The sequence below is a fragment of the Streptomyces sp. NPDC052225 genome (assembly GCF_040679615.1).
GTDB lineage: Bacteria > Actinomycetota > Actinomycetes > Streptomycetales > Streptomycetaceae > Streptomyces.
This window is the reverse complement of record NZ_JBFAVD010000016.1, coordinates 156,866-178,069: the sequence shown is the minus strand read 5'-3', so window position 1 is coordinate 178,069 and position 21,204 is coordinate 156,866. Positions and strand designations below refer to the sequence as shown.

The 21,204-nt window shown below is 72.5% G+C and carries 21 protein-coding genes and 1 pseudogene; 12 read left to right on the top strand and 10 right to left on the bottom strand.

The features are described from left to right. The 3 genes and pseudogenes from AB0L37_RS23625 to AB0L37_RS23615 all read left to right on the top strand — a co-directional run. Positions 1–123, top strand: a pseudogene (locus AB0L37_RS23625) (electron transfer flavoprotein subunit beta); the annotation flags it as partial. Positions 124–172: 49 nt separating this feature from the next. Beyond that, on the top strand, positions 173–1,135 hold the full coding sequence (locus AB0L37_RS23620) for an electron transfer flavoprotein subunit alpha/FixB family protein (protein ID WP_365508742.1): 963 nt from the start codon (positions 173–175) through the stop codon (positions 1,133–1,135). 169 nt (positions 1,136–1,304) lie between these two features. Continuing rightward, entirely contained in the window at positions 1,305–2,603 is a 1,299-nt protein-coding gene (locus AB0L37_RS23615; protein WP_365508770.1) for an aldolase/citrate lyase family protein, read from the top strand. Positions 2,604–2,682: 79 nt separating this feature from the next. Here the strand turns inward: AB0L37_RS23615 and AB0L37_RS23610 are convergent, their stop codons facing one another. Next, positions 2,683–3,720, bottom strand: coding sequence for a LacI family DNA-binding transcriptional regulator (locus AB0L37_RS23610; RefSeq protein WP_365508739.1), 1,038 nt, complete (start codon positions 3,718–3,720; stop codon positions 2,683–2,685). Between the two features lie 227 nt (positions 3,721–3,947). Between AB0L37_RS23610 and AB0L37_RS23605 the strand changes: the two genes are divergently transcribed. Next, on the top strand, positions 3,948–4,913 hold the full coding sequence (locus AB0L37_RS23605) for an ROK family protein (RefSeq protein WP_365508736.1): 966 nt from the start codon (positions 3,948–3,950) through the stop codon (positions 4,911–4,913). Positions 4,914–4,985: 72 nt separating this feature from the next. Here the strand turns inward: AB0L37_RS23605 and AB0L37_RS23600 are convergent, their stop codons facing one another. Both AB0L37_RS23600 and AB0L37_RS23595 read right to left on the bottom strand, forming a co-directional pair. Further along, positions 4,986–7,019 (bottom strand): NPCBM/NEW2 domain-containing protein, encoded by a 2,034-nt coding sequence (locus AB0L37_RS23600; protein WP_365508733.1) that lies wholly within the window; start codon positions 7,017–7,019, stop codon positions 4,986–4,988. Between the two features lie 187 nt (positions 7,020–7,206). Further along, complete coding sequence (locus tag AB0L37_RS23595; protein ID WP_365508730.1) at positions 7,207–7,713, bottom strand: STAS domain-containing protein; 507 nt, start codon at positions 7,711–7,713, stop codon at positions 7,207–7,209. A 203-nt stretch (positions 7,714–7,916) separates the two neighbouring features. On the opposite strand from AB0L37_RS23595, the gene AB0L37_RS23590 reads away from it, so the two are divergent. After that, positions 7,917–8,804 (top strand): aminoglycoside phosphotransferase family protein, encoded by an 888-nt coding sequence (locus AB0L37_RS23590; protein WP_365508727.1) that lies wholly within the window; start codon positions 7,917–7,919, stop codon positions 8,802–8,804. A 349-nt stretch (positions 8,805–9,153) separates the two neighbouring features. Further along, entirely contained in the window at positions 9,154–9,588 is a 435-nt protein-coding gene (locus AB0L37_RS23585; protein WP_365508724.1) for an NUDIX domain-containing protein, read from the top strand. 11 nt (positions 9,589–9,599) lie between these two features. On the opposite strand, the gene AB0L37_RS23580 is transcribed toward AB0L37_RS23585, so the two are convergent. Continuing rightward, on the bottom strand, positions 9,600–9,776 hold the full coding sequence (locus AB0L37_RS23580) for a hypothetical protein (protein WP_365508721.1): 177 nt from the start codon (positions 9,774–9,776) through the stop codon (positions 9,600–9,602). 131 nt (positions 9,777–9,907) lie between these two features. Between AB0L37_RS23580 and AB0L37_RS23575 the strand changes: the two genes are divergently transcribed. Next, complete coding sequence (locus tag AB0L37_RS23575) at positions 9,908–10,903, top strand: NUDIX domain-containing protein (RefSeq protein WP_365508718.1); 996 nt, start codon at positions 9,908–9,910, stop codon at positions 10,901–10,903. Here AB0L37_RS23575 and AB0L37_RS23570 read toward each other — a convergent pair. Together AB0L37_RS23570 and AB0L37_RS23565 are read right to left on the bottom strand one after the other, a co-directional pair. Continuing rightward, a complete protein-coding gene (locus AB0L37_RS23570) occupies positions 10,873–11,622 on the bottom strand; it encodes an MBL fold metallo-hydrolase (RefSeq protein WP_365508715.1) in 750 nt (249 codons plus the stop codon). The two genes, AB0L37_RS23575 and AB0L37_RS23570, sit on opposite strands and share 31 nt — an antisense overlap. 57 nt (positions 11,623–11,679) lie before the next feature. Beyond that, positions 11,680–13,041: a dipeptidase gene (locus tag AB0L37_RS23565; protein ID WP_365508712.1), complete on the bottom strand. Its 1,362-nt coding sequence runs from the start codon at positions 13,039–13,041 to the stop codon at positions 11,680–11,682. Between the two features lie 143 nt (positions 13,042–13,184). Here AB0L37_RS23565 and AB0L37_RS23560 point away from each other — a divergent pair, with 143 nt between their 5' ends. Further along, on the top strand, positions 13,185–14,408 hold the full coding sequence (locus AB0L37_RS23560; RefSeq protein WP_365508709.1) for a geranylgeranyl reductase family protein: 1,224 nt from the start codon (positions 13,185–13,187) through the stop codon (positions 14,406–14,408). Between the two features lie 23 nt (positions 14,409–14,431). Here AB0L37_RS23560 and AB0L37_RS23555 read toward each other — a convergent pair whose 3' ends face one another. After that, positions 14,432–14,890 (bottom strand): nitroreductase family deazaflavin-dependent oxidoreductase, encoded by a 459-nt coding sequence (locus AB0L37_RS23555; protein WP_365508706.1) that lies wholly within the window; start codon positions 14,888–14,890, stop codon positions 14,432–14,434. Between the two features lie 166 nt (positions 14,891–15,056). Between AB0L37_RS23555 and AB0L37_RS23550 the strand changes: the two genes are divergently transcribed. Further along, positions 15,057–15,791, top strand: coding sequence for a TetR/AcrR family transcriptional regulator (locus AB0L37_RS23550; protein ID WP_365508704.1), 735 nt, complete (start codon positions 15,057–15,059; stop codon positions 15,789–15,791). A gap of 25 nt (positions 15,792–15,816) precedes the next feature. On the opposite strand, the gene AB0L37_RS23545 is transcribed toward AB0L37_RS23550, so the two are convergent. Next, complete coding sequence (locus AB0L37_RS23545; protein ID WP_365508702.1) at positions 15,817–16,326, bottom strand: BTAD domain-containing putative transcriptional regulator; 510 nt, start codon at positions 16,324–16,326, stop codon at positions 15,817–15,819. A gap of 48 nt (positions 16,327–16,374) precedes the next feature. On the opposite strand from AB0L37_RS23545, the gene AB0L37_RS23540 reads away from it, so the two are divergent. The 3 genes from AB0L37_RS23540 to AB0L37_RS23530 all read left to right on the top strand — a co-directional run bounded on the left by AB0L37_RS23540 (position 16,375) and on the right by AB0L37_RS23530 (position 19,219). Beyond that, on the top strand, positions 16,375–17,745 hold the full coding sequence (locus AB0L37_RS23540; RefSeq protein WP_365508699.1) for a sensor histidine kinase: 1,371 nt from the start codon (positions 16,375–16,377) through the stop codon (positions 17,743–17,745). Then, positions 17,742–18,407, top strand: a complete 666-nt coding sequence (locus AB0L37_RS23535) for a response regulator transcription factor (RefSeq protein WP_365508696.1) — start codon at positions 17,742–17,744, stop codon at positions 18,405–18,407. Before AB0L37_RS23540 ends, AB0L37_RS23535 begins: the two co-directional genes overlap by 4 nt. A 125-nt stretch (positions 18,408–18,532) precedes the next feature. Beyond that, positions 18,533–19,219 carry a hypothetical protein gene (locus AB0L37_RS23530; RefSeq protein ID WP_365508693.1) on the top strand — a complete coding sequence of 229 codons (687 nt, stop codon included), beginning with the start codon at positions 18,533–18,535 and terminating at the stop codon, positions 19,217–19,219. 10 nt (positions 19,220–19,229) lie between these two features. On the opposite strand, the gene AB0L37_RS23525 is transcribed toward AB0L37_RS23530, so the two are convergent. Both AB0L37_RS23525 and AB0L37_RS23520 read right to left on the bottom strand, forming a co-directional pair. Continuing rightward, positions 19,230–19,547, bottom strand: a complete 318-nt coding sequence (locus tag AB0L37_RS23525) for a DUF6332 family protein (protein ID WP_365508691.1) — start codon at positions 19,545–19,547, stop codon at positions 19,230–19,232. Positions 19,548–19,659: 112 nt separating this feature from the next. Then, positions 19,660–21,177 (bottom strand): MFS transporter, encoded by a 1,518-nt coding sequence (locus AB0L37_RS23520; protein WP_365508688.1) that lies wholly within the window; start codon positions 21,175–21,177, stop codon positions 19,660–19,662. Positions 21,178–21,204: the final 27 nt, after the last annotated feature.

Genomic DNA, 21,204 nt, shown 5'->3' with positions numbered 1-21,204 from the left:
GCCTGGACGAAGGTCGAGGCGGCCGCGGAGCGTCCGGCGCGCACGGCGGGCACGATCGTCAAGGACGAGGGCGAGGGCGGCAAGCAGCTCGCCGAGTTCCTCGCGGGCCAGAAGTTCATCTAGTCGTCACGCCGCCAAGTCGCTTACTCGTCACGGAAGTTGGAATCATCCCATGGCTGAAGTTCTGGTCTACGTCGACCACGTGGACGGTGCCGTCCGCAAGCCCACCCTGGAGCTGCTCACGCTGGCCCGCCGCCTCGGCGAGCCGGTCGCGGTCGCCCTCGGCAACGGCGCCGCCGACACGCAGGCCGCCCTGGCCGAGCACGGTGCGGTCAAGGTGCTGACGCACGAGGCGGCCGAGTACGCCGACTACCTCGTCGTGCCCAAGGTCGAGGCCCTGGAGGCCGCCGTCGCCGCCGTCTCCCCGGCCGCCGTACTGGTGCCGTCCTCCGCGGAGGGCAAGGAGATCGCCGCCCGCCTCGCGCTGCGCATCAAGTCGGGCATCATCACCGACGCCGTCGACCTGGAGGCCGGCGATTCCGGTCCCGTCGCCACCCAGTCGGTGTTCGCCGCCTCCTTCACCACCCGCTCGACCGTGACGACCGGCACCCCGGTCATCACCGTCAAGCCCAACAGTGCTGCGGTCGAGGCGGCCCCGGCCGCCGGCACCGTCGAGGCCCTGAGCGTCGCGTTCTCGGAGAAGGCGACCGGCACCAAGGTCACCGGCCGTACCCCGCGCGAGTCGACCGGGCGCCCCGAGCTGACCGAGGCCGCGATCGTCGTCTCCGGCGGCCGCGGCGTCAACGGCGCGGAGAACTTCGCGATCATCGAGGCCCTCGCCGACTCCCTCGGCGCGGCCGTCGGCGCCTCGCGTGCGGCGGTGGACGCGGGCTGGTACCCGCACTCCAACCAGGTCGGCCAGACCGGCAAGTCCGTGTCCCCGCAGCTGTACATCGCCTCCGGTATCTCGGGTGCGATCCAGCACCGGGCCGGTATGCAGACCTCGAAGACGATCGTCGCGATCAACAAGGACGCCGAAGCGCCGATCTTCGACCTGGTCGACTACGGCGTCGTCGGCGACCTCTTCGACGTCGTGCCCGCCCTCACCGAAGAGGTCAAGACCCGCAAGGGCTGAGCCTCCGAGCACTGTCGGGGCCGTGCGGCGTTCATCGCCGCGCGGCCCCGTCCGCGTACCGGGACCATGCGAGGGGACCATTGACGCAGGTCACCCGGCCCCGTTAACTTCGCTATACGGATTGTTGATTCCGTGAAGCGGAAACAGTGAGCGTATGGAGGGTGCACGAATGGGTCAGCAGGAGAAGGTGTCGACGAGCCTCGCGGGCGCGGTCAGCGAGGGCATCAGCGCCTCACTCGCCCCGGTCGACGCGGAACTCGCCCGCCGGTACCCGGGGGACCCCGGCACCCGCCAGCCCGTGCACACGGTCTACGTGCCCGGTGACGCCTTCGATGCGGGCACCGTACGGTCCTGGGGCGACCAGGCCCTCGCGCAGCTCGACGAACACGCTCCGGACGCCGCCTCGTTCGCCGCCGCGCTCGGCCTGAGCGACGAGCTCGCCGAGCCCGTCTACAGCCGCGTACGGGCGAAGCTGGAGCGCGAGCCCGTCGAGGACCTGCGCGTGGACTTCGAGGACGGCTACCGGCCCGCCTCCGCCGCCGACGAGGACGAGACGGCGGCCCGAGCCGCGCGCGTCATCGCCGAGGCGTACGAGAACGGGACGGCCGCCCCCTACATGGGCATCCGCATGAAGTGCATGGAGGCCCCGGTCCGCGACCGCGGCATCCGTACGCTCGACATCTTCCTCACCGGGCTCATGGAGCACGGCGGGCTGCCCGACGGGCTCGTCCTGACGCTGCCGAAGGTCACGTACCCGGAGCAGGTCACGGCCATGGTGCGGCTCCTGGAGGCGTTCGAGAAGCAGCACGGGCTCGACGCGGGGCGGCTCGGGTTCGAGATCCAGATCGAGACCAGCCAGTCGATCCTCGCCGCCGACGGCACCGCCGCCGTGGCCCGCATGATCGACGCCGCCGAGGGGCGCGCGACCGGTCTGCACTACGGCACCTTCGACTACAGCGCCTGCCTCGGCGTCTCCGCCGCGTACCAGGCCAGCGACCACCCGGCCGCCGACTACGCGAAGGCCGTCATGCAGGTCGCCGCCGCCGGCACGGGAGTCCGCGTCTCCGACGGCTCCACGAACGTGCTGCCGATCGGCTCCACCGCCAAGGTGCACGACGCCTGGCGGCTCCACTTCGGACTCACCCGCCGCGCCCTCGCCCGCGCCTACTACCAGGGCTGGGACATGCACCCCGGCCACATCCCGACGCGGTACGCGGCCGTGTTCGCCTTCTATCGCGAAGGGTTCGAGGCCGCCGCCGCGCGTCTCGCCGCCTACGCGAGCCAGGCCTCCGGCGACATCGCGGACGAGCCGGCCACCGCGAAGGCCCTCGCCGGGTACCTGCTGCGCGGCCTGGACTGCGGCGCGCTCGACATCGGCGAGGTGGCCCGCCTGTCCGGGCTCACCCGCGCGGACCTGGAGGGCTACTCCGCGCCCCGCCGCGGCGACCTGACGGTCACCGGCGCGTAGGTTCGGGCGCCGCACACACTTCTGCCCCTTCCCGGGGACGGCCGGGGAGGGGCAGAGGTCCGTCGGAAGCCGCCCGCCGTCAGTCCGTCGGCGGGATCTCCCCCGAGCCGCGCTGGATCAGCCGCGTCGGCAGCTCGATCCGCTCCGGCAGCAGCGTCGCCCCGTCCAACTGGCGGAACAGCCGCTCGGCCGCGGTGCGGCCCAACTGCGCGGCGTCCTGCGCCACCACCGTCACGCCCGGCTTCAGCAGATCGCCCAGCTCGATGTCGTCGAAGCCCACCAGGGCGACGGGGCGGTCGAGTTCGGCGAGGACGCGGACGACGGTGACCGTGACGCGGTTGTTGCCCGCGAAGACAGCCGTCACCGGGTCGGGGCCCGTCAGCATCTCCTCGGCCGCGCGCCGCACCCGCTCGGGATCGGTGACACCGAGCGACATCCAGCGGTCCTCGACCGCTATCCCGGCGTCCTCCATCGCGGCCCGGTAACCGCGCAGTCGCTCGGCCGCCGTGTGGATACGCGGCTGGTCGCCGATGAACCCGATCCGGCGGTGGCCGCCCGCGATGAGATGCGCGACGCCGTCCCGCGCGCCGCCGAAGCTGTCGGACAGCACGACGTCCGCGTCGATCCTCCCGGCGGGGCGGTCGACGAACACGGTCGCGACGCCCGCCGCGATCTCCGGCTCCAGGTAGCGGTGGTCGTCGCCGGCCGGGATCACGACCAGCCCGTCGACGCGGCGCGCGCACAGGGCGAGCACCAACTCCTGCTCGCGGTCCGGGTCCTCGGCGCTTGAGCCGTTGATGAGGAGCGCGCCGTGCGCCCGCGCGACCTCCTCGACGGCGCGGCTGAGCGGCCCGTAGAACGGGTCGGCCAGATCCTCCAGGACCAGGCCGATGCTCGCCGTACGCCCCTTGCGCAGCACCCGGGCGCTGTCGTTGCGCCGGAAGCCCAGTGCGGCGATCGCCTCCTGGACGCGCCGCTCGGTGTCCGGGGTGACCCCCGGCTCGCCGTTGACGACGCGGGAGACGGTCTTGAGGCCGACCCCGGCGCGCGCGGCCACGTCCTTCATCGTCGGGCGGTTGCCGTAGCGGTTCTCGGTGCGGCGGGCGGTGCGGTCCACTCTGCGCTGTCCTGTCCTTCGTCGCTGCCGTGCAGCCGGTCACCGGGAAGGGGTGACGACGACCGTTCGTGAGGGTCATCATGCGGTATGGGCATGTGGCGTCGAGCATAGGGCCTGGACAACGTTGTCAGATGCGAGAGAGACTGTCCACCGCTTTGTCTGAGCTGCGTGAAACGGCTCTGGACGCCTCTGAGTCGACCTGCCCTGCCCCGGAAGAACGGACACTGATGCACACGACCCTCGTCGCCGCGCTCGACATCGGCGGCACCAAGATCGCCGGCGCCCTCGTCGACGACCAGGGCCGCATCCTGGTGCGGGCCCAGCGGCCGACGCCCGCGCAGGAGGACGGCGAGACGGTGATGGGCGCGGTGGCGGCGGTGCTCGGTGACCTGACGGCGTCGCCGATGTGGCCGGGTGTGCGGGCCGTGGGTATCGGCAGCGCGGGCCCCGTGGACCGCTCGGCGGGCACGGTCAGCCCCGTCAACGTGCCGGGCTGGCGCGGGTTTCCGCTGGTCGAGCGCGTACGGTCGCTCGCCGACGGCCTGCCGGTCGAGCTCATCGGCGACGGCGTGGCGATCACGGCGGCGGAACACTGGCAGGGCGCGGCCCAGGGCCACGACAACGCGCTGTGCATGGTCGTCTCGACCGGCGTCGGCGGCGGCCTCGTCCTGAACGGCCAGGTCCACCCCGGCCCCACCGGAAACGCGGGCCACATCGGCCACATCAGCGTCGACCTCGACGGGGACCTGTGCCCCTGCGGCGCCCGCGGCTGTGTCGAGCGGATCGCGAGCGGACCGAACATCGCGCGGCGCGCCCTGTCCGACGGCTGGCGTCCCGAGGCGGACGGTGACACGTCCGCCGCCGCCGTGGCGCGTGCCGCCCGCGCCGGCGACAAGGCCGCGGTGGCCTCCTTCGAGCGCGCCGCACAGGCCCTCGCGGCCGGCATCGCGGCCACGGCCACGCTCGTCGAGATCGACATCGCCGTGATCGGCGGGGGAGTGGCCAACTCCGGCGAGGTGCTGTTCACGCCGCTGCGCCGCGCCCTGCGCGATTACGCGACGCTCTCCTTCGTCCAGCGCCTCACGGTCGCCCCGGCGTCGACGGGGACGGACGCGGGGCTCGTGGGCGCCGCCGCCGCGGCGCTGCGTACCGGCGCGGGCGCGGGGGCGACGGCGCACCGCCTGTCCGCCTGAGGGCGGTCAACTCGGTCGAGCGTGCGGGGAGTTGATCCCCGCACGCTCAGCGCTTTCGGTGACTTTCCCGGCTCAGCAGCTCAGCTGCGCGTCCGCCCAGTCCGCGTGGTCCGAGTCGATGCCGTCACCGCCGTCCGTGACGACGAGCCGGACGAGCTGAGCACCCGTCACATCGGCCGACATCGCCTGCGCCGCATCCGCGTTGGTCAGTACGCCGGTCGAGGCGACCTTCTTCCCGTCGGCCCACACCTCGAACGCGACGGTGCCCTTGGTGCCCTTCTCGTCGTCGACGCCTACCTGCGCGGTGACCCGTTCGCAGCTGCGGCCCGTGTAGTACTCCACCGAGCTCTCGGCATGCACGCCGAGCCCCTTGGCGTAGACGGTTCCGCCGATCGTGATCGGGTTGCCGTCGCCCGCACCGTTCTCACCGTTGCTGGTGTTCCGCTCGACCGGGCCCCAGCCGTTGGTCGTCGACAGCCACGGCAGATCGCCGAGCGAGGAGGTGCCGGCGGGCGGCGCCGTCGCCACGTGGGCGGTGACCGGGACCGTCGTCGTGACCTTCGTGCCCTGCGGCGACCGGTAGGCGGCGCGCAGCGTCAGATCGTAGGAGCCCGTCGGCGTGCCCGCCGGGGCGGTCACCTTCCACGGGGTGCTCAGGGACTTGCCGCCCGGGACGGCGTCGGCCGTCGTCGCGCCGCCGGCCGAGACCTTCCAGCCCGCCCCGGCCGGACCGCTCAGCGACACGGACACGTCGCGCGCGGTGGTGCGGCCCAGGTTCGTGAACGTACTGGTGACGCCCTGCGTGCCGCCCGGCTCGACGAACAGGGCGTCACCCAGGCCGAGTTCGGCCGCCGGCGGGTACGCGGCGAACTTCGGGTCGGCCGCCACGCGCAGCAGCACCGTGCCGTGCGCCGGGACCGTCGCGGCGAGCGTGCCCGCGGTGTTGAAGTTCTTGTGCTGCCACAGGTCGCGGGCGACGTATCCGTCGGCCGCGGGGAGCCCGACGGCCTGCGCGGTGGTCGCGATGCGCTGCGCGGAGCCCGTCTCGTTGAACAGGGCGACGGCGCGGCTGCCGTCCTTCATCTGCTTCGACACGACCCAGCGGCCGCCCTCCGACGAGATCACGCTGCCCTGCTTGCCCAGCGGGTCCTGGTCGACGGCGATGACGTCGCGGTTGGAGAGGATGTCGTACGTCGTGTCGGAGGCCTTGCGCAGGTCCGTGCCGATGAGCAGCGGCGCCGCCATGACCGACCACATCGAGAAGTGCGTGCGGTACTCGGTGTCCGTCATGCCGCCGTTGCCGACCTCCAGCATGTCCGGGTCGTTCCAGTGCCCCGGGCCCGCGTACGGAGCGAGCGGCAGGTTCTGCTTCATCAGCGAGAGCATCGAGCCCCAGCTGTCGCTGATGTCACCGGTGGTGCGCCACAGATGGCCGACGTCGGCTGCCCACTCCCACGGCTTGTTCTGGCCCCATTCGCAGATGCTGTAGACGATGGGGCGCCCCGTGGCGCGCAGCGCGTCGCGCATCGTCGTGTACCGCTGCTTGGCGTCGACGCCCTGGTTGTTGCAGTTGTCGTACTTGAGGTAGTCGACGCCCCAGTCCGCGAACTGCCGGGCGTCGCTGTACTCGTGGCCGAGCGCGCCGGGGAACCCGATGTCGCTGCACGTCTTGGTCCCCGCGCTCGTGTAGATGCCGAGCTTGAGGCCCTTGGAGTGCACATAGTCCGCGACCGCCGTGATCCCGTGGGGGAATCGGACCGGGTCGGGCACCAACTTGCCGTTCGCGTCCCGGTCGGGAAGAGCCCAGCAGTCGTCCAGGTTCACGTACTGGTACCCGGCGTCCTTGAGGCCCTTCTCGACGAAGAGATCGGCGATGCCCTTCACCATGGCCTCGTTGAAGTCCGCGCGGCAGTGCGTGGAGTTCCAGTTGTTGAAGCCCATGGGCGGGGTGAGCGCGAGGCCGTCGTCGACGGCGGGGGACGGTTCGGCGGGTGCGGCAGCGGCGGCGGGGACGGCCGCGAGGCCGCCGGCGCACAGCACCGCCGCGGCGACCGTCCCGATGACTCTTCGCCCGAAACCGGCGGGGCGGGTGGGAAGACGACGCATCGTCACGTTCCTCCATGTTCCCGGAAACTGTCATGGGTGGAGTGCGCGCTTACGTTAGGCCGTGTTCGAGTCTGTTGGAAGAGGTGCGGACGCGATGGGGTGACCGCGCGTCAAAGTCCGTCACCGTGGCTTGAGTTGATCAGACCGATACTGGCGCGTTCGGTTGTGTTGGGTTCCGGGGCTGCGCTCAGCGCAGTGCTTCCTCGACTGTGCCCGCGGGCTCCAACACCTCGTTCAGGCCCGCCAGTTCGATGATGCGCAGGGTCAGGCGGTGCCGGCAGACGACCCGGGTGCGGCCACCCCGTTCACGTGCGCGCCGGTGGGTGCGCAGGATCAGGGAGAGCCCCGAGCAGTCGAAGAACGTCGTGCCGGTCAGGTCGATCGCCACGACGCGATACGGACCCGCCGCCACCGCGTCGAGCAGCGGAGCCATCCGCTGGAACGCCAGGAGGTCTATCTCGCCGCCCAGTTGGACGACGACGCTGTCACCGACGGTGCGGATGACGGGGGCGGGGAGGGAGTCCTCCAGATCGGTGACGTCCACGAGGTGGTGCGGATCGCCCCGTGTGAACCCCAGCGCGAACTCGCCCGAACCGTAGTCCTGTTGATTGCTGCCCTGTCGCATCTGTTCCCCCCGGGCGATCTTCTGTCCGGCCCGGGAAGAGGGGCCGGGCGCGCCGCCGCTGTGTCTCATGCGATCGATCTGAGGAGGTCACCGGGGGCTGGGGTACCTGGTGGCTCACGGTAGCCGCCGGTGCGACGCGGTGTAGTGCCGTAACGATTCCAAGCGGTTCGGTATCACTTGATGGAGTGAATTGACTGTAAACCTCTTGACGGGCATGACTGCGGGAGCCTGTGGTGTCTCTCTCTGCGTTCCCCGCCCCAGGAGCAGTCGACTTGACCACCGCGCGCGACATCGACGTACGGCCCGCCATCGACACGACGCTCGTACGGCGTCTCGTCGACGCCCAGTTCCCGCAGTGGGCCGATCTGCCCCTGAGGCTGCTCGACCCGGCCGGTTCGGACCATGTCATCCACCGCCTCGGTGACGACCTCTCGGTACGGCTGCCGCGGCACGCCGGGGCCATCGGGCAGGCCGAGAAGGAGGAGTTCTGGCTGCCCAGGCTCGCCCCGCACCTGCCGCTTGCCGTGCCGGTCCCGGTCGCGGTGGGGCGGCCCGCGCTCGGCTACCCGTGGCCGTGGGCCGTCAGCCGGTGGCTCGACGGTGAGGTCGCCACGGCCGACGGCATCGGCGATTCGGCCGAGGCCGCGGGTGAACTGGCCGCCTTCTTGCGGGCGTTGCAGGGGATCGACGTGCGGGAGGGCGTGCCCGCGCCGGGCCCGGCCGCGCCCCTCGCCGAGCGGGACCGGGCCACGCGGGCCGCGATCGCGGCGTACGGGGACGACTTCGGCGCGGACGCGATGACCGAGCTGTGGGACGCGGCCCTGGACGCCCCCGAGCGGTGGGAGCCCGCGGTCTGGTTCCACGGCGATTTCCACACCGGCAACCTGCTCACGGTCGGCGGCCGCCTCCACGCGGTGATCGACTTCGGCAGCCTCGGCGTCGGCGACCCCGCGGTCGACCTCATGGTCGCCTTCACGCTGCTGTCACCGTCCGCGCGGGCGGTCTTCCGCGACGCGCTGGACGTGGACGAGGCGACCTGGCTGCGCGGCCGCGCCTGGGCCCTGGCCACCGGCCTGAACGCGCACACGGCGTACGCCGCCGACCATCCGCGGATCGCGGCGCAGACCACCCGTCAGATCAGAGCGGCGCTGGCCGGGTAGCGGGGTGTGCACGGCGCGCACCCCGTGTGAACGATGTGCGGGCACGGACCGCGCGCACACGCTTCTGGCAACCCGCAGGCTGCGCTTGACTGCGCATCAGGAACACACCGAGGAGGCCCGGCAGGGGCCGGCCGGCGACCGTGGGCAGCGGTCCGCGCGGCCGGCCCGGAACCGCGGGTCACCCCGCACCACACCTCCGGTTTCCCCCCGATGCCCGGAGGCCCGAGGGCGGCGTACCGACCACGACCGCCCGGTACGGGTGACCCGCCTGCCGCGGCCCGCGGGATCAAGGCTGACTAGAGTTCCCCTCGCCACCGCCCGGTGGCCCGCGAAGGGGAGGGGAACCCACTTGGACACCCAACGGCGCACACGTGTCTCCGCGTACGCACTGGCCCTGCGCGACGGCCGCGTGCTCCTGGCCCGGCTCTCAAGCAGCTCGCCGGTGTTCACCCCCGGTCTGTGGCACCTGCCCGGCGGCGGCATCGACCACGGCGAGCAGCCCGTGGAGGCCCTGACCCGCGAGCTGTACGAGGAGACCGGCCTGGCCGTCACGGGCGCGCGCCTCGTCGACAGCCGGGCGTACACCGTGCAACGAGGCGGTGCGCACTGGCACTTGATCGCGCTGTTCTACGCCGTCGAGCTCGACGGCGACGCGGCGCCCGCGGTCGTCGAGGTGGCGGGGACGACCGAAGCGGTCGAGTGGATTCCGCTGGCCGAACTGGACGAGGCGATGCTCTCGCCCGCCGCGGCCGACGGGCTGCGGATGGTGGCGGCGCGGGCCTGAGGCGACCGCGGTCAGGCCGCCTGCACCACGTCGCCGCGCACCGCGGCCGCCCACTCCACGACGAGCACCTCGTACTCCCGGCGCTGCGTGTCGCTCAACCGGCCTCCCGCGCGCGCCATGAGGCCACGGATCTGCTCGTTGAGCTCATCGGCGGATTGCGCGGAACCAGGGGTCGGAGTGGAGGACATGTGAAGAGACTAGTCGGTGGGTCCGACAATCCCCACTCGGAATGTGCCGGAGCCGCCCCCTCAGCAGGACCGGGTTTCCGGCACAGGGTGTTGCGGGCAAGCCTCAGAGGGCCGACGGAAGAGGGGGAACCGTGATCGTCTGGGTCAACGGTGCGTCCCGCGCGGGCAAGACGACCGCCGCGCGGGAACTGATCGACCTGCTCCCGAACTGCACACTCTTCGACCCCGAGGTGATCGACGGGGAGCTGGAGCGGCTGTTGCCGCCCAAGCGGCTCGCCGAGGTGAGCGACCGTCAGGATCTGCCGATCTGGCGGCGGCTCGTCGTCGACACGGCCGCCGCGCTCCTCGCCGAACTGGGCGGGGTTCTCGTGGTGCCGATGGGGCTGCTGCGCCAGGAGTACCGGGACGAGATCTTCGGGGGGCTCGCCGCGCGGCGGATCCCTGTGTGCCATGTGCTTCTTGCTCCAGGGGAAACGATCCTGCGCGACCGTGACCCGGGCGGCGAGGCCCCAGCCGACATCGAGCCGTACCGTGCCGCGCTCGCGGGCTGGCTGACCGCGGACGCCTACCTCGTCGACAACGGCGCCCTGACCCCGTACGAGACCGCCGTGCGGATCGCCGCCGCCGTGCGCACCGGGGACGCTGCCCCCTGCGACATCGTGCAGACCGCCGAGCCGACCGCCGAGACCGTCGCGTCCGGGGTGCTGCTCTTCGACGAGCAGGACCGGGTGCTCCTCGTCGACCCCACGTACAAGCCCGGCTGGGAGTTCCCCGGCGGGGTCGTCGAGCCCGGTGAGGCGCCGGCGCGCGCCGGGATACGGGAGGTCGCCGAGGAGACCGGCATCCAACTCCAGGAGATGCCCGGCCTGTTGGTCGTCGACTGGGAGCCGCCCGTGCCGCCCGGCTACGGCGGTCTGCGGCTGCTGTTCGACGGCGGCCGGCTCGACACCGCCGCGGCGCGCCACGTCCTGCTCCCCGGGCCCGAGTTGCGCCAGTGGCGGTTCGTGACCGAGAGCGAGGCCGCCGCGCTGCTGCCGCCCGTGCGCTACGAACGGCTGCGGTGGGCCCTGCGGGCCCGGGAGCGCGGCGCCGCGCACTACTTGGAGGCAGGCGTCCCGGTGGGCTGAGCGGCGGCCGCGCGCAGCACCGCGCCCGCCCCCTGGGTCACCGGGTCCCCGTGCCCGAAACAGGCCACCTCGCTGTCCAGAGCGGCGAGTTCACGGAACGACGCGAGCGCCCGCTCCCGGTCCAGGTTGAAGACCCCGAGCATCACCTGCCCGTCGAGCGGGGACGCGGCGATCGCGTCGCCCGTGAACAGCACGCCGTGCTCGGGGAGATGGAGCCCGATCGAGCCGTCGGTGTGCCCGGGCGCGCCGACGATCCGCGCTCCGCCGCCGAAGCCGAGCACATCGCCGTCCGACAACTCGATCACGGACGACGGGAGTTCGGGGTGCTCGGGCGGGGCAGGGAGCTGCGCGAGGGCCTGCGCGTGGATCGGCCGCTCCCAGTCCTCGAAGACCGGCCCGGGCCCCGCCGCCTCACCCCGGACGAAGGGGGCGTCGAGGCGGTGCGCGTACACATCGGCGCCGCTGAGCCGGGCGAACTCCCCTGCCCCGCCCGCGTGATCCTCATGGAAATGCGTGAGCACGATCCGCCGTACGTCCTCGGGGGCGTGCCCCCAGTCCCGTACGGCGTCGGCGATCGGCTGCCCCGCGCCCGGGGCGCCCGCGTCGATGAGCGTCAACTCGTCGCCGTCACGCCAGAGATAGGCCTGCCCGACGGGGAAGCGCAGCAGCCGGAGGCGGGGCGTGAGGTCGACGGTGGCCGTGAGGTCGTAGGTCGTCATGCCGCGACCGTACGAGCGGTACGGTCGCGGCGACGTGCGACTTGGCTGTGAGCAGAGTCAGTTGGCGGCGGCGTACTTCTGAAGGAACAGCGCCTCGGCGACCGACAGACGCTCCAGCTCCTCAGGGGACACGCTCTCGTTGACCGCGTGGATCTGCGCCTCGGGCTCGCTCAGACCGATGAGGAGGATCTCCGCCTCGGGGTAGAGCGACGCCAGCGTGTTGCACAGCGGGATCGAGCCGCCCTGGCCCGCGTACTGCATGTCCTGGCCGTCGTACGCCTCACGCATCGCGTCCGCCATCGCCGCGTACGCTGGGCTCGCCGTGTTCGCGCGGAACGGCTGGCCCTGGCCGACCTGTTCCACGCTCACCCGGGCACCCCACGGGGTGTGCGCTTCGATGTGCGCCGACAGGAGCTTGGTCGCCTCGGCGGCGTCCACGCCCGGCGGCACCCGCAGGCTGATCAGCGCGCGGGCGCCGGCCTGAACGGACGGCGTCGCGCCGACGACCGGCGGGCAGTCGATGCCGAGGACCGTCACGGCGGGCCGCGCCCAGATCCGGTCGGCGACCGTGCCCGAACCGATCAGCTCGACCCCGTCGAGGACCTTCGCGTCCTTGCGGAACGCCTCCTCCTCGTACTGAAGACCGTCCCACGCCTCCGACGCGTCGAGACCGTCGATCGTCGTGGAGCCGTCCTCCGCGCGCAGCGAGTCCAGGACGCGCACCAGCGCGGCCAGCGCGTCGGGCGCCGCGCCGCCGAACTGACCGGAGTGCAGATTGCCCTCCAGCGTGTCCATCTGTACGCGGATCAGGGTCATCCCGCGCAGCGTGGCCGTCGCCGTCGGCAGGCCGACGCGGAAGTTGCCCGCGTCGCCGATCACGATCGTGTCGGCGGTGAGCAGCTCGGGGTGCTGTTCGGCGTAGCGCTCCAGGCCGCCGGTGCCCTGCTCCTCCGAACCCTCCGCGATCACCTTGACGTTGACCGGAACCCCGCCGTTCGCCTTCAGCGCACGCAGGGCCAGCAGGTGGAGCAGCACGCCGCCCTTGCAGTCGGCGGTGCCGCGCCCGTACCAGCGGCCGTCCGCGCGCTCGGTCAGCTCGAACGGGGGCGTCGCCCACGCGGCCTCGTCCAGCGGCGGCTGCACGTCGTAGTGCGCGTACAGGAGCACCGTCGGCGCGTCCGCGGGTCCCGGCAGGAAGCCGTAGACCGACTGGGTCCCGTCGGGGGTGTCGAGCAGCGCGACATCCTGGAAGCCCTCGGCGCGCAGCGCGTCCGCGACCCAGTTCGCCGCGCCCTCGCTCTCGCTCTTCGGATACTGCGCGAAGTCCGCCACCGATTTGAAAGCGACCAGTTCGGTCAGCTCCTCCTTGGCCCGCGGCATGAGCGAGGCGACGGATTCGGCGATCGGATGCGGCGACATGGGCACGCTCCTCGTGGGTGCGACGTTGTGCGGGGTGTGCTGATGATCCTCCCACAGAGGTTCCGGGAGCCGCCCGCCGTAGGATGCCGGGTACAGAAGCGGCAGGCATTCCCAGGTCGGCGATTCGGGAGCAGTAGACCATCGTGAGCAGCGAGAACTCGGCGGGCGGCAACGAGATGGGTGACGAGGTTTCGGCACAGGTGTGGGACGTCGTCGTCGTGGGCGCGGGACCCGCCGGGGCGTCCGCCGCGTACGCGGCCGCGGCCGCCGGACGTCGCGTCCTGCTCCTGGAGAAGGCCGAGCTGCCGCGCTACAAGACCTGTGGCGGCGGCATCATCGGTCCGTCCCGCGACGCGCTGCCGCCGGGCTTCGACCTGCCGTTCAAGGACCGGATCAACGCGGTGACGTTCTCCCTGGACGGCAAGTACACGCGCACTCGCCGTTCCAAGAGCATGCTGTTCGGGCTGATCAACCGGCCCGAGTTCGACGCCCAGCTCGTCGAGCACGCCCAGAAGGCCGGCGCCGAACTGCGCACCGGCGTCACGGTCTCGCGCGTCGAGCAGCACGGCTCCGCGGTGCCCGACCGACGGACGGTGGCCGTGGTGCTCCAGGACGGTGAGACGGTCCTGGCCCGCGCCGTCGTCGGCGCCGACGGCAGTGCCAGCCGCATAGGAGCACACGTCGGGGTCAAGCTCGACCAGGTCGACCTGGGCCTGGAGGCGGAGATCCCGGTGCCCGAGACGGTCGCCGACGACTGGCGCGGGCGCGTGCTCATCGACTGGGGCCCCATCCCCGGCAGTTACGGATGGGTCTTCCCGAAGGACGACACCCTCACCGTGGGCGTCATCTCGGCGCGCGGTGAAGGCGCCGCCACCAAGCGGTACTTGGAGGACTTCATCGGGCGGCTCGGCCTCGCCGGGTTCGAACCGTCCGTCTCCTCCGGGCATCTGACGCGCTGCCGCGCGGACGACTCGCCGCTCTCGCGCGGGCGGGTCCTGGTGTGCGGCGACGCGGCGGGGCTGCTCGAGCCGTGGACGCGCGAGGGCATCTCGTTCGCGCTGCGGTCCGGGCGGCTCGCCGGCGAGTGGGCCGTACGGATCTCCGAGGCGCACGACGCGGTGGACGCCCGCCGTCAGGCGCTCAACTACGCGTTCGCCATCAAGGCGGGGCTCGGGGTCGAGATGGCCGTCGGCAAGAAGATGCTGAAGGTCTTCGAGCGCAAGCCCGGGATGCTGCACGCGGCCCTCACCGGGTTCCGGCCGGCGTGGAACGCCTTCGCGAGGATCACGCGCGGCTCGTCCTCGCTGGGCGAGCTGGTGCGGACGCATCCGATGGCGGGGCGGGTGCTGTCGCGGTTCGACGGCTGACAGGGCCCCGTGTCCTCGTCGGGTCAGTCGGTGAAGGTGACCCGGAAGACGGGGTGGTCCGGTGCGATCCGGCGCAGTTCCTCGTCGGAGGAGTCCGGCCCCACCCCGTTGAAGAAGACGCCTACCTCGGCCTTCCAGCGCTTGAGGTAGGCCCGCAGCAGTGCGGGCTTGTCGTCGTCCGCGATCTCGGTCGCGGTGAAGGCGTCCGTCTGCTTGCCCAGGCGCAGTTCGCCGCCGCCGGCGGCCCGCATGTTGTGGGTCCACTGGACGTGGCCGCGGGGGGCGATGAGGTACCGCTCGCCCTCGACCGTCAGCAGATTGACCGGCGTGGTGCGCCATTCGCCGCTCTTGCGGCCCCGGACGGCCAGCACGCGCGAGCCCCAGACGCTGAAGCCGCGGCGGGTCATCCAGGCCACCACCCGGTTCATGACGTTCACCGTGAACCAGCCGGGCTTCTGCACGTGCGGTGTGGACGCGGACATCAGATCCTCCAGGGAAAGTGAGAGCGGTGCTCTCTCTTGGGAGCAGTCTGCACGCGACGGGCGCTCCAAAGCAAGAGCAGTGCTCTCTTTTGTGTGCACCGGTCCAAGCTGTGTGCACCGATCCAAGCTGTGTGCACCGCTCTGCTTCCGTGCGAGACTGGCTCACATGAGCACGAACCACGGCACACCCCCACGTGCCGCCACCCAAGGAGCCCGCGCCCGCGCGCGGCAGGAGGTCACCGCGGCCATCAAGGACGAGGCGCGGAGACAGCTCGCCGCCGACGGCCCCGCCAAGCTCTCGCTGCGCGCCGTCGCCCGCGAGCTCGGCATGGTCTCCTCGGCCCTGTACCGCTACTTCGCCAGCCGCGACGAACTCCTCACCGCCCTGATCATCGACGCGTACGACTCCCTCGGTGTCGCTGCCGAGCGAGCGGAGGAGGCGTTCCGCGAGGCGGGAGAGGACGTGACCCCGGCCCGCCGCTGGGTCGTCGTCTGCCAGGCCGTACGGGCCTGGGCGCAGGAGCACCGGCACGAGTACGCGCTCATCTACGGCTCCCCGGTGCCCGGCTACACCGCGCCGTCGAGCACCGTCCAGCCGGCGTCGCGCGTGGGTCTGCTCCTGATCCGCATCGTCCGTGAGGCGTACGAGGACAAGGGGGTCGCCCTGCCGCCGCTGCCGGACGGGCTGCGCCCCGAGGGCGAGCGGATCGCCGCCGACATCGCGCCCGATCTGCCGCCGGCGGTCATGGTCGCGCTGGTCGCGGCGTGGGCGCAGCTGTACGGGCTGATCGGCTTCGAGCTGTTCGGGCAGTTCAACCGGGTCGTGGACGACGACCAACGGGAGCCGTTCTTCGCGCAGGCGGCGGCTCAACTCGCGCACGGCGTCGGCCTGGTGAAGTAGCTCGCGCGACTTTCCCGGGCTGCTCTCAGGCCGCGGCCTGAGCCGTGAGCAGCCCCGGGTCCTGGCGAAGGATGCGCTCGTGCTGCGCGCGCGGGGCCGGGCCCGGATCGGCGCCCACCGCGTCGGCGATCCGGCGCCGTGCGTCCTCGTAGGCGAGCAGCGCGTCGGACGAGCGCCCGCTGCGGTACAGGGCTGTCATGAGGAGTTCCGCCGGGCGTTCGCGCGGCGGGTGTGTGGGGACGAGGCGGATCAGCTCGTGGACGTACTCGGAGGACCGGCCGAGCTCCATCTCTCCGGCGATCCGCGCCTCCGGCACGGTCAGCCGCTTCTCCGTCCAGCGCGGCCGCTCGGCGGTGAGGCAAGCCCGCCCAGGCCCCCGGCGGACTCGCCGCGTCACAACTCCTCGGCCCGCCACGCCAGTTCGCAGGCCCACCGCAGAGCGGAGACGTACTTCCGCGCGAGGTTCCGGACGTGCGCGGGAGGCGGCCCGCCCCGCGCGAGCGGCGCGTACTCCCCGGGGAGTACGTGTGATCACCTCGCCCGGCTGACGCCCCTGGAGCCCCGCGGCGCTTAGCGTGGCGGCATGGACGAGCAGCGAGTACGCGACGGCGGTGCGCCCCGCCCCGGCCGGGGCGGCCCGCCGTGGATGCGGCAGGGTCCGCCGTGGTGGAACCAGGGCCCCGGCTGGTGGCAGCGGGACGGTGCCGGTCGCTGGCCGTGGCGCTCCACGGTGCTGGTCACCGCCTTCGTGCTGCTCGGCTCCGCTTTCGCGGCGCGCGGGCAGACGGGGGACCGCGCCGACCTGGACGTGTTCGCGCGGCTGCTGCTGATCGCCGGCGGTGCGCTGTTGCTCTGGCGGCAGCGGTACCCGGTGTTCGTCGCCTTCGGGACGGCGGTGTGCGCGACCGTGTATCTGGGCGCCGGGTATCCGTACGGGCCGGTGTTCCTGACGGTGGCCCTCGGGTGCTTCTCGGCGATCGTCGCGGGGCACCGGTGGGCGGCGTGGACGGCCGTCGGGCTGTTCTGGGTGGGACATGTGCTCGTGTCGCACTGGCTGTACGCGTATCTGCCGCCGTCCGGGGACGGGCCCGCGTCGTGGGGGCAGGAGGGGTTCGTCGCCGCGTGGGTGCTGGCGATCGTGGCCGTCGCCGAGCTGGCGCGGGTGCGGCGTGAGCAGTGGGAGCAGGCGCGCGCGGAGCGGGAGCGGGCGGCGCGGCGGCGGGCCGACGAGGAGCGGCTGCGCATCGCGCGGGAACTGCACGACGTGCTGGCCCACTCCATCTCCGTGATCAATGTGCAGGCGGGTGTCGGACTCGCGCTGCTCGACTCGGACCCGGAGCAGGCGCGCACCGCGCTGACCACGATCAAGGCGGCGAGCAAGGAGGCGTTGGGGGAGGTGCGGCAGGTCCTCGACACGCTCAGGGCGCCCGGGGCCGCGCCCCGCGCACCGGCGCCCGGGCTCGACCGGCTGCCGGAACTCGTCGAGCAGGCCGCCGGGGCCGGTCTCACCGTGGACGTGACCACGGACGTGACCCCAGACGTGACCACGGACGCGACCACGGAGACGGGCGCGGGCGGGGAGCGGCCCGCGCTGCCCCCTGGCGCCGATCTCGCCGCGTTCCGGATCGTGCAGGAGGCGCTGACCAACGTCGTACGGCACTCGGAGTCACGGCAGGCCCGGGTCCGACTGCGGTACGGGAAGCGGACGTTGACGCTCACCGTCGACGACGACGGGCCCGCCAGTCACGCGGAGGCCGGCGGCAGCGGCAACGGACTCGCCGGAATGCGCGAGCGCGCCGCCGCCCTCGGTGGCACGATCGAGGCGGGCCCGCGCCCCGGCGGCGGGTTCCGGGTCGTCGCCGACCTGCCGTTCGCCGCCGCGTCGCCCGCACCCCCGTCCGTACCCCCGTCTGCGCGACCGTCCGCACCGCCGTCCTCGGAGGCCCCCCGTTGATCCGCGTCCTGCTCGCCGACGACCAGTCGCTCGTCCGCGCCGGATTCAAGGCGCTCCTCGACGCGCAGAGCGACATCGAGGTCGCCGGCGAGGCGTCCGACGGTGACGAAGCGGTGCGCCTGGTACGGGAGTTGAGGCCGGATGTCGTGTTGATGGACATCCGGATGCCGGTGCTCGACGGGCTCGCCGCGACGCGCCGGATCGGCGGCGACCCGGACCTGGCGGACGTGAAGGTGGTCATGCTCACCACCTTCGAACTCGACGAGTACGTCTTCGAGGCGATCCGCTCCGGCGCCTCCGGGTTCCTCGTCAAGGACACCGAACCGGACGAACTGCTGCGCGCGGTGCGGGCCGTGGTGCACGGCGACGCGCTGCTCTCGCCCGGGGTCACCCGGCGGCTGATCGCCGAGTTCGCCGCCCGTTCGAAGGAGCCCGCGGCAGCCGCCTCCCTGTCCGAGCTGACCGAGCGGGAGCGCGAGGTGATGGCGCTCGTCGGGATCGGCCTGTCCAACGAGGAGATCGCGCGCCGTCTGGTGGTCAGCCCGCTCACGGCGAAGACACACGTCAGCCGCACCATGGTGAAGCTGGGCGCCCGCGACCGGGCCCAACTGGTGGTCCTCGCCTACGAGTCGGGCCTGGTACGGCCCGGCTGGCTCGGCTAGAGGGGCGCTCATCGGCGGTCGGCCCGGTGGCGGCGCGGGCGCCGCCGGTGTGGTGGAGTGTGTGCCTCCGACGGTTCCGCCGACGGTCCCTCCGACACCCACGCCAGCAGGGAGCACCTCCACCGATGCCGTTCAACTCGTCCCTCGTCAAAGCGGTGTTCAGGGAGGTGACGCCGCTGCACGTCTCCCGGTCGGCCGCGTGGGCCGCGGCGTCGGTGACAGGGACGGTGCTGCGGGAGATCATCGGCGGCGCGAGGAAAGCGGCGGCGGATCAGGCCCGCACGAAGCTGATTCCCGGGGACCTTCTCACGGCGATCGACCGGAACGTCGAGCTGGAGGTGGGGACCCAGTGGTACGGGCACAGCCCGACGTTTCGCGGCCTGACCGGCGTGCCCGCAGGCCGGCGCGGCAGGGCGCGTAGACCGAGTGCGGTGGCCGGCGCCCACAGGTTCGAGTCCGGGGTCAAGAAGCTGCTGCGGGGCCAGGGGGTGACGGCCGTCCCCGTGCTGGTCCGCGACCTGGACGGCATCGCGAGCGTGTTCCTGACGGGCCTCGCCCGGGACGCGGCCATGGTCGTCCGCGAGGGCGGGATCCAGCGATTCGGCACGGTCACCCTCGAGGCGCCCGGCGAACCGGCCGTACTCCCGCCCCTCGAAGCGCGTCTGCGTGCCCTGTCCACCCGCACCGGGGACGGCCGGACCGTCGACACGGACGACGTCCTGGCCGCCGCCACGATGCAGTTGTTCGGCGGCGGCCTCAGACAGCGAGCCCTCGCCGAGGCGGGCGGGGCGACAGCGGACCTGGTCGACTGAACAGGTGCGATCACGGGTGCCGCTGAGCGCGCTCCCCGAACCGCCACAGCACCCGCGCCACCCGCACCACGAAGGCGACCCCCGCCGCCGTGGCGCCCACCCCGAGCAGCCCGGAGGCCGCGCCGCCCGTGAGCGCGCCGAAGAGCACCGGCAGGGCGAACAGGAGGAAGACGGCGCCGCCGAGCAGGGCCCCGGTGGCGAGGGCGAAGCCGATCTCGACGGTCATGGCGTCACGCTCCGCCTGCGTCCTGCGCGTGACCTGCGTGGTGCGGGGCCGCTGTGTGGAGAAGGCGGACTGAGTGGTGCGGGTGTTCCGTTCGGCCGTCATGGCACATCCCCCGATGCCCTCGATGTGGGTCCTGCCGCCGATTGTGCCAAGCGCGGGGCCCGCAGGCGAGATCGTCGCCTGCGGGCCCCGTCCCCCGAACACGCCGCCGTGGTCAGTCCCGTACGGCGATCCGCTCCTCGGCGGCCTTCGTCCGTACGGACGTCACGACCACCAGCGACTCCTGCGTGCGCCGCGTGCGCACGCCGGTCAGTGTGACCAGGAGGCCCACCAGGGCGACCGCCGTGATCACCACGAGGCCGGGGCGGAAGCTGTCGAGGACGGCCTGCGGCGAGGAGCCCTCGGGGGCGTTCGCCGTCACGACGGCGGTCACCACCGCGAGGAAGATCGCGCCGCCGACCTGCACGGACGTGTTGAGCAGACCCGAGACCATGCCCTGCTCGTCGTCGTGCACGCCGTTCGTCGCCTGGATGTTGAGCGAGGGGAAGACCAGCGCGCAGGCCGCGCCGATCAGCAGCATCGTGGGCAGGATGACGGCCGCGTAGACCGGGTCGAGGTTGATGCGGAGGAAGAGGGCGTAGCCGAGGACCATCAGCGCGAAGCCGACCGCGATGACGCGCGGGGTGCCGAAGCGGTCCACGATCGCGCCGACCTTCGTCGACGACAGGGCGACCAGGGCGCCCGCCGGCAGGAACGCGAGGGCCATGCTCAGTGCCGACCAGCCGAGCAGGGACTGGAGGTAGAGCGTCGCGAGGAACTGGAAGCTGACGTACGAGCCGAAGAAGGTCATGGCGCCGAGCTGCGCGCGGATCTGGGAGCCGGAGCGCAGCACCCCGAGCCGGATCAGCGGACCCGGCGAGCGCCGCTCGATCCGTACGAAGACGGCGAGCAGGACGGCGACGGCCAGGAACGAGAGCAGCGTGCGGGGCGAACCCCAGCCGGCCTCGGGTGCCTGGACGACCGTGAAGACCAGCAGCAGCATGGAGAGGGTGCCGGTGACGGCGCCGGGGATGTCGTAGCCGCGGTGGTTCTCCTCCTTGGCGCTGTGCGGGATCAGCTTGAGGCCGAGCAGCAGCGCGATCACCGCGATCGGCGCGGGCAGCAGCATGGTCAGGCGCCAGCTCGCCTCGGTCAGCAGGCCGGAGAGGACGAGGCCCATGGAGAAGCCGGTGGCGGCGCAGGTGGTGTAGATGGACAGGGCGCGGTTGCGGACCGGGCCCTCGGCGAACGTCGTCGTGATGATGGACAGGCCGGCCGGCGCGGTGAACGCGGCGCTGAGCCCCTTGATGAAACGGCTCGCGATGAGCAGCGGCCCCGAGTCGACGAGCCCGCCGAGCAGCGAGGCGAGCGCGAAGACGCCGAGGGCGATCAGGAAGACGCGGCGCCGCCCGAGCAGGTCGGCCGCGCGGCCGCCGAGCAGCAACAGGCCGCCGTAGCCCAGGATGTAGCCGCTGACGACCCACTGGAGGGTCGACGTCGACAGGCCGAGTTCCGAGCCGATCGAGGGCAGCGCGACGCCGACCATCGACACGTCGAGCGCGTCGAGGAACATCGCGGCGCAGAGCACGAGCAGGGTTCCCCACAGGCGCGGGGACCAGCGCTCCTGGTGCGGTACGGAGTGCTCCGGGGACGTCGGAGCGGACGCCGGGGCGTCGTTGAGCGGAGAGGTCATGCGGAGCAGACTACATGCACGTGCATT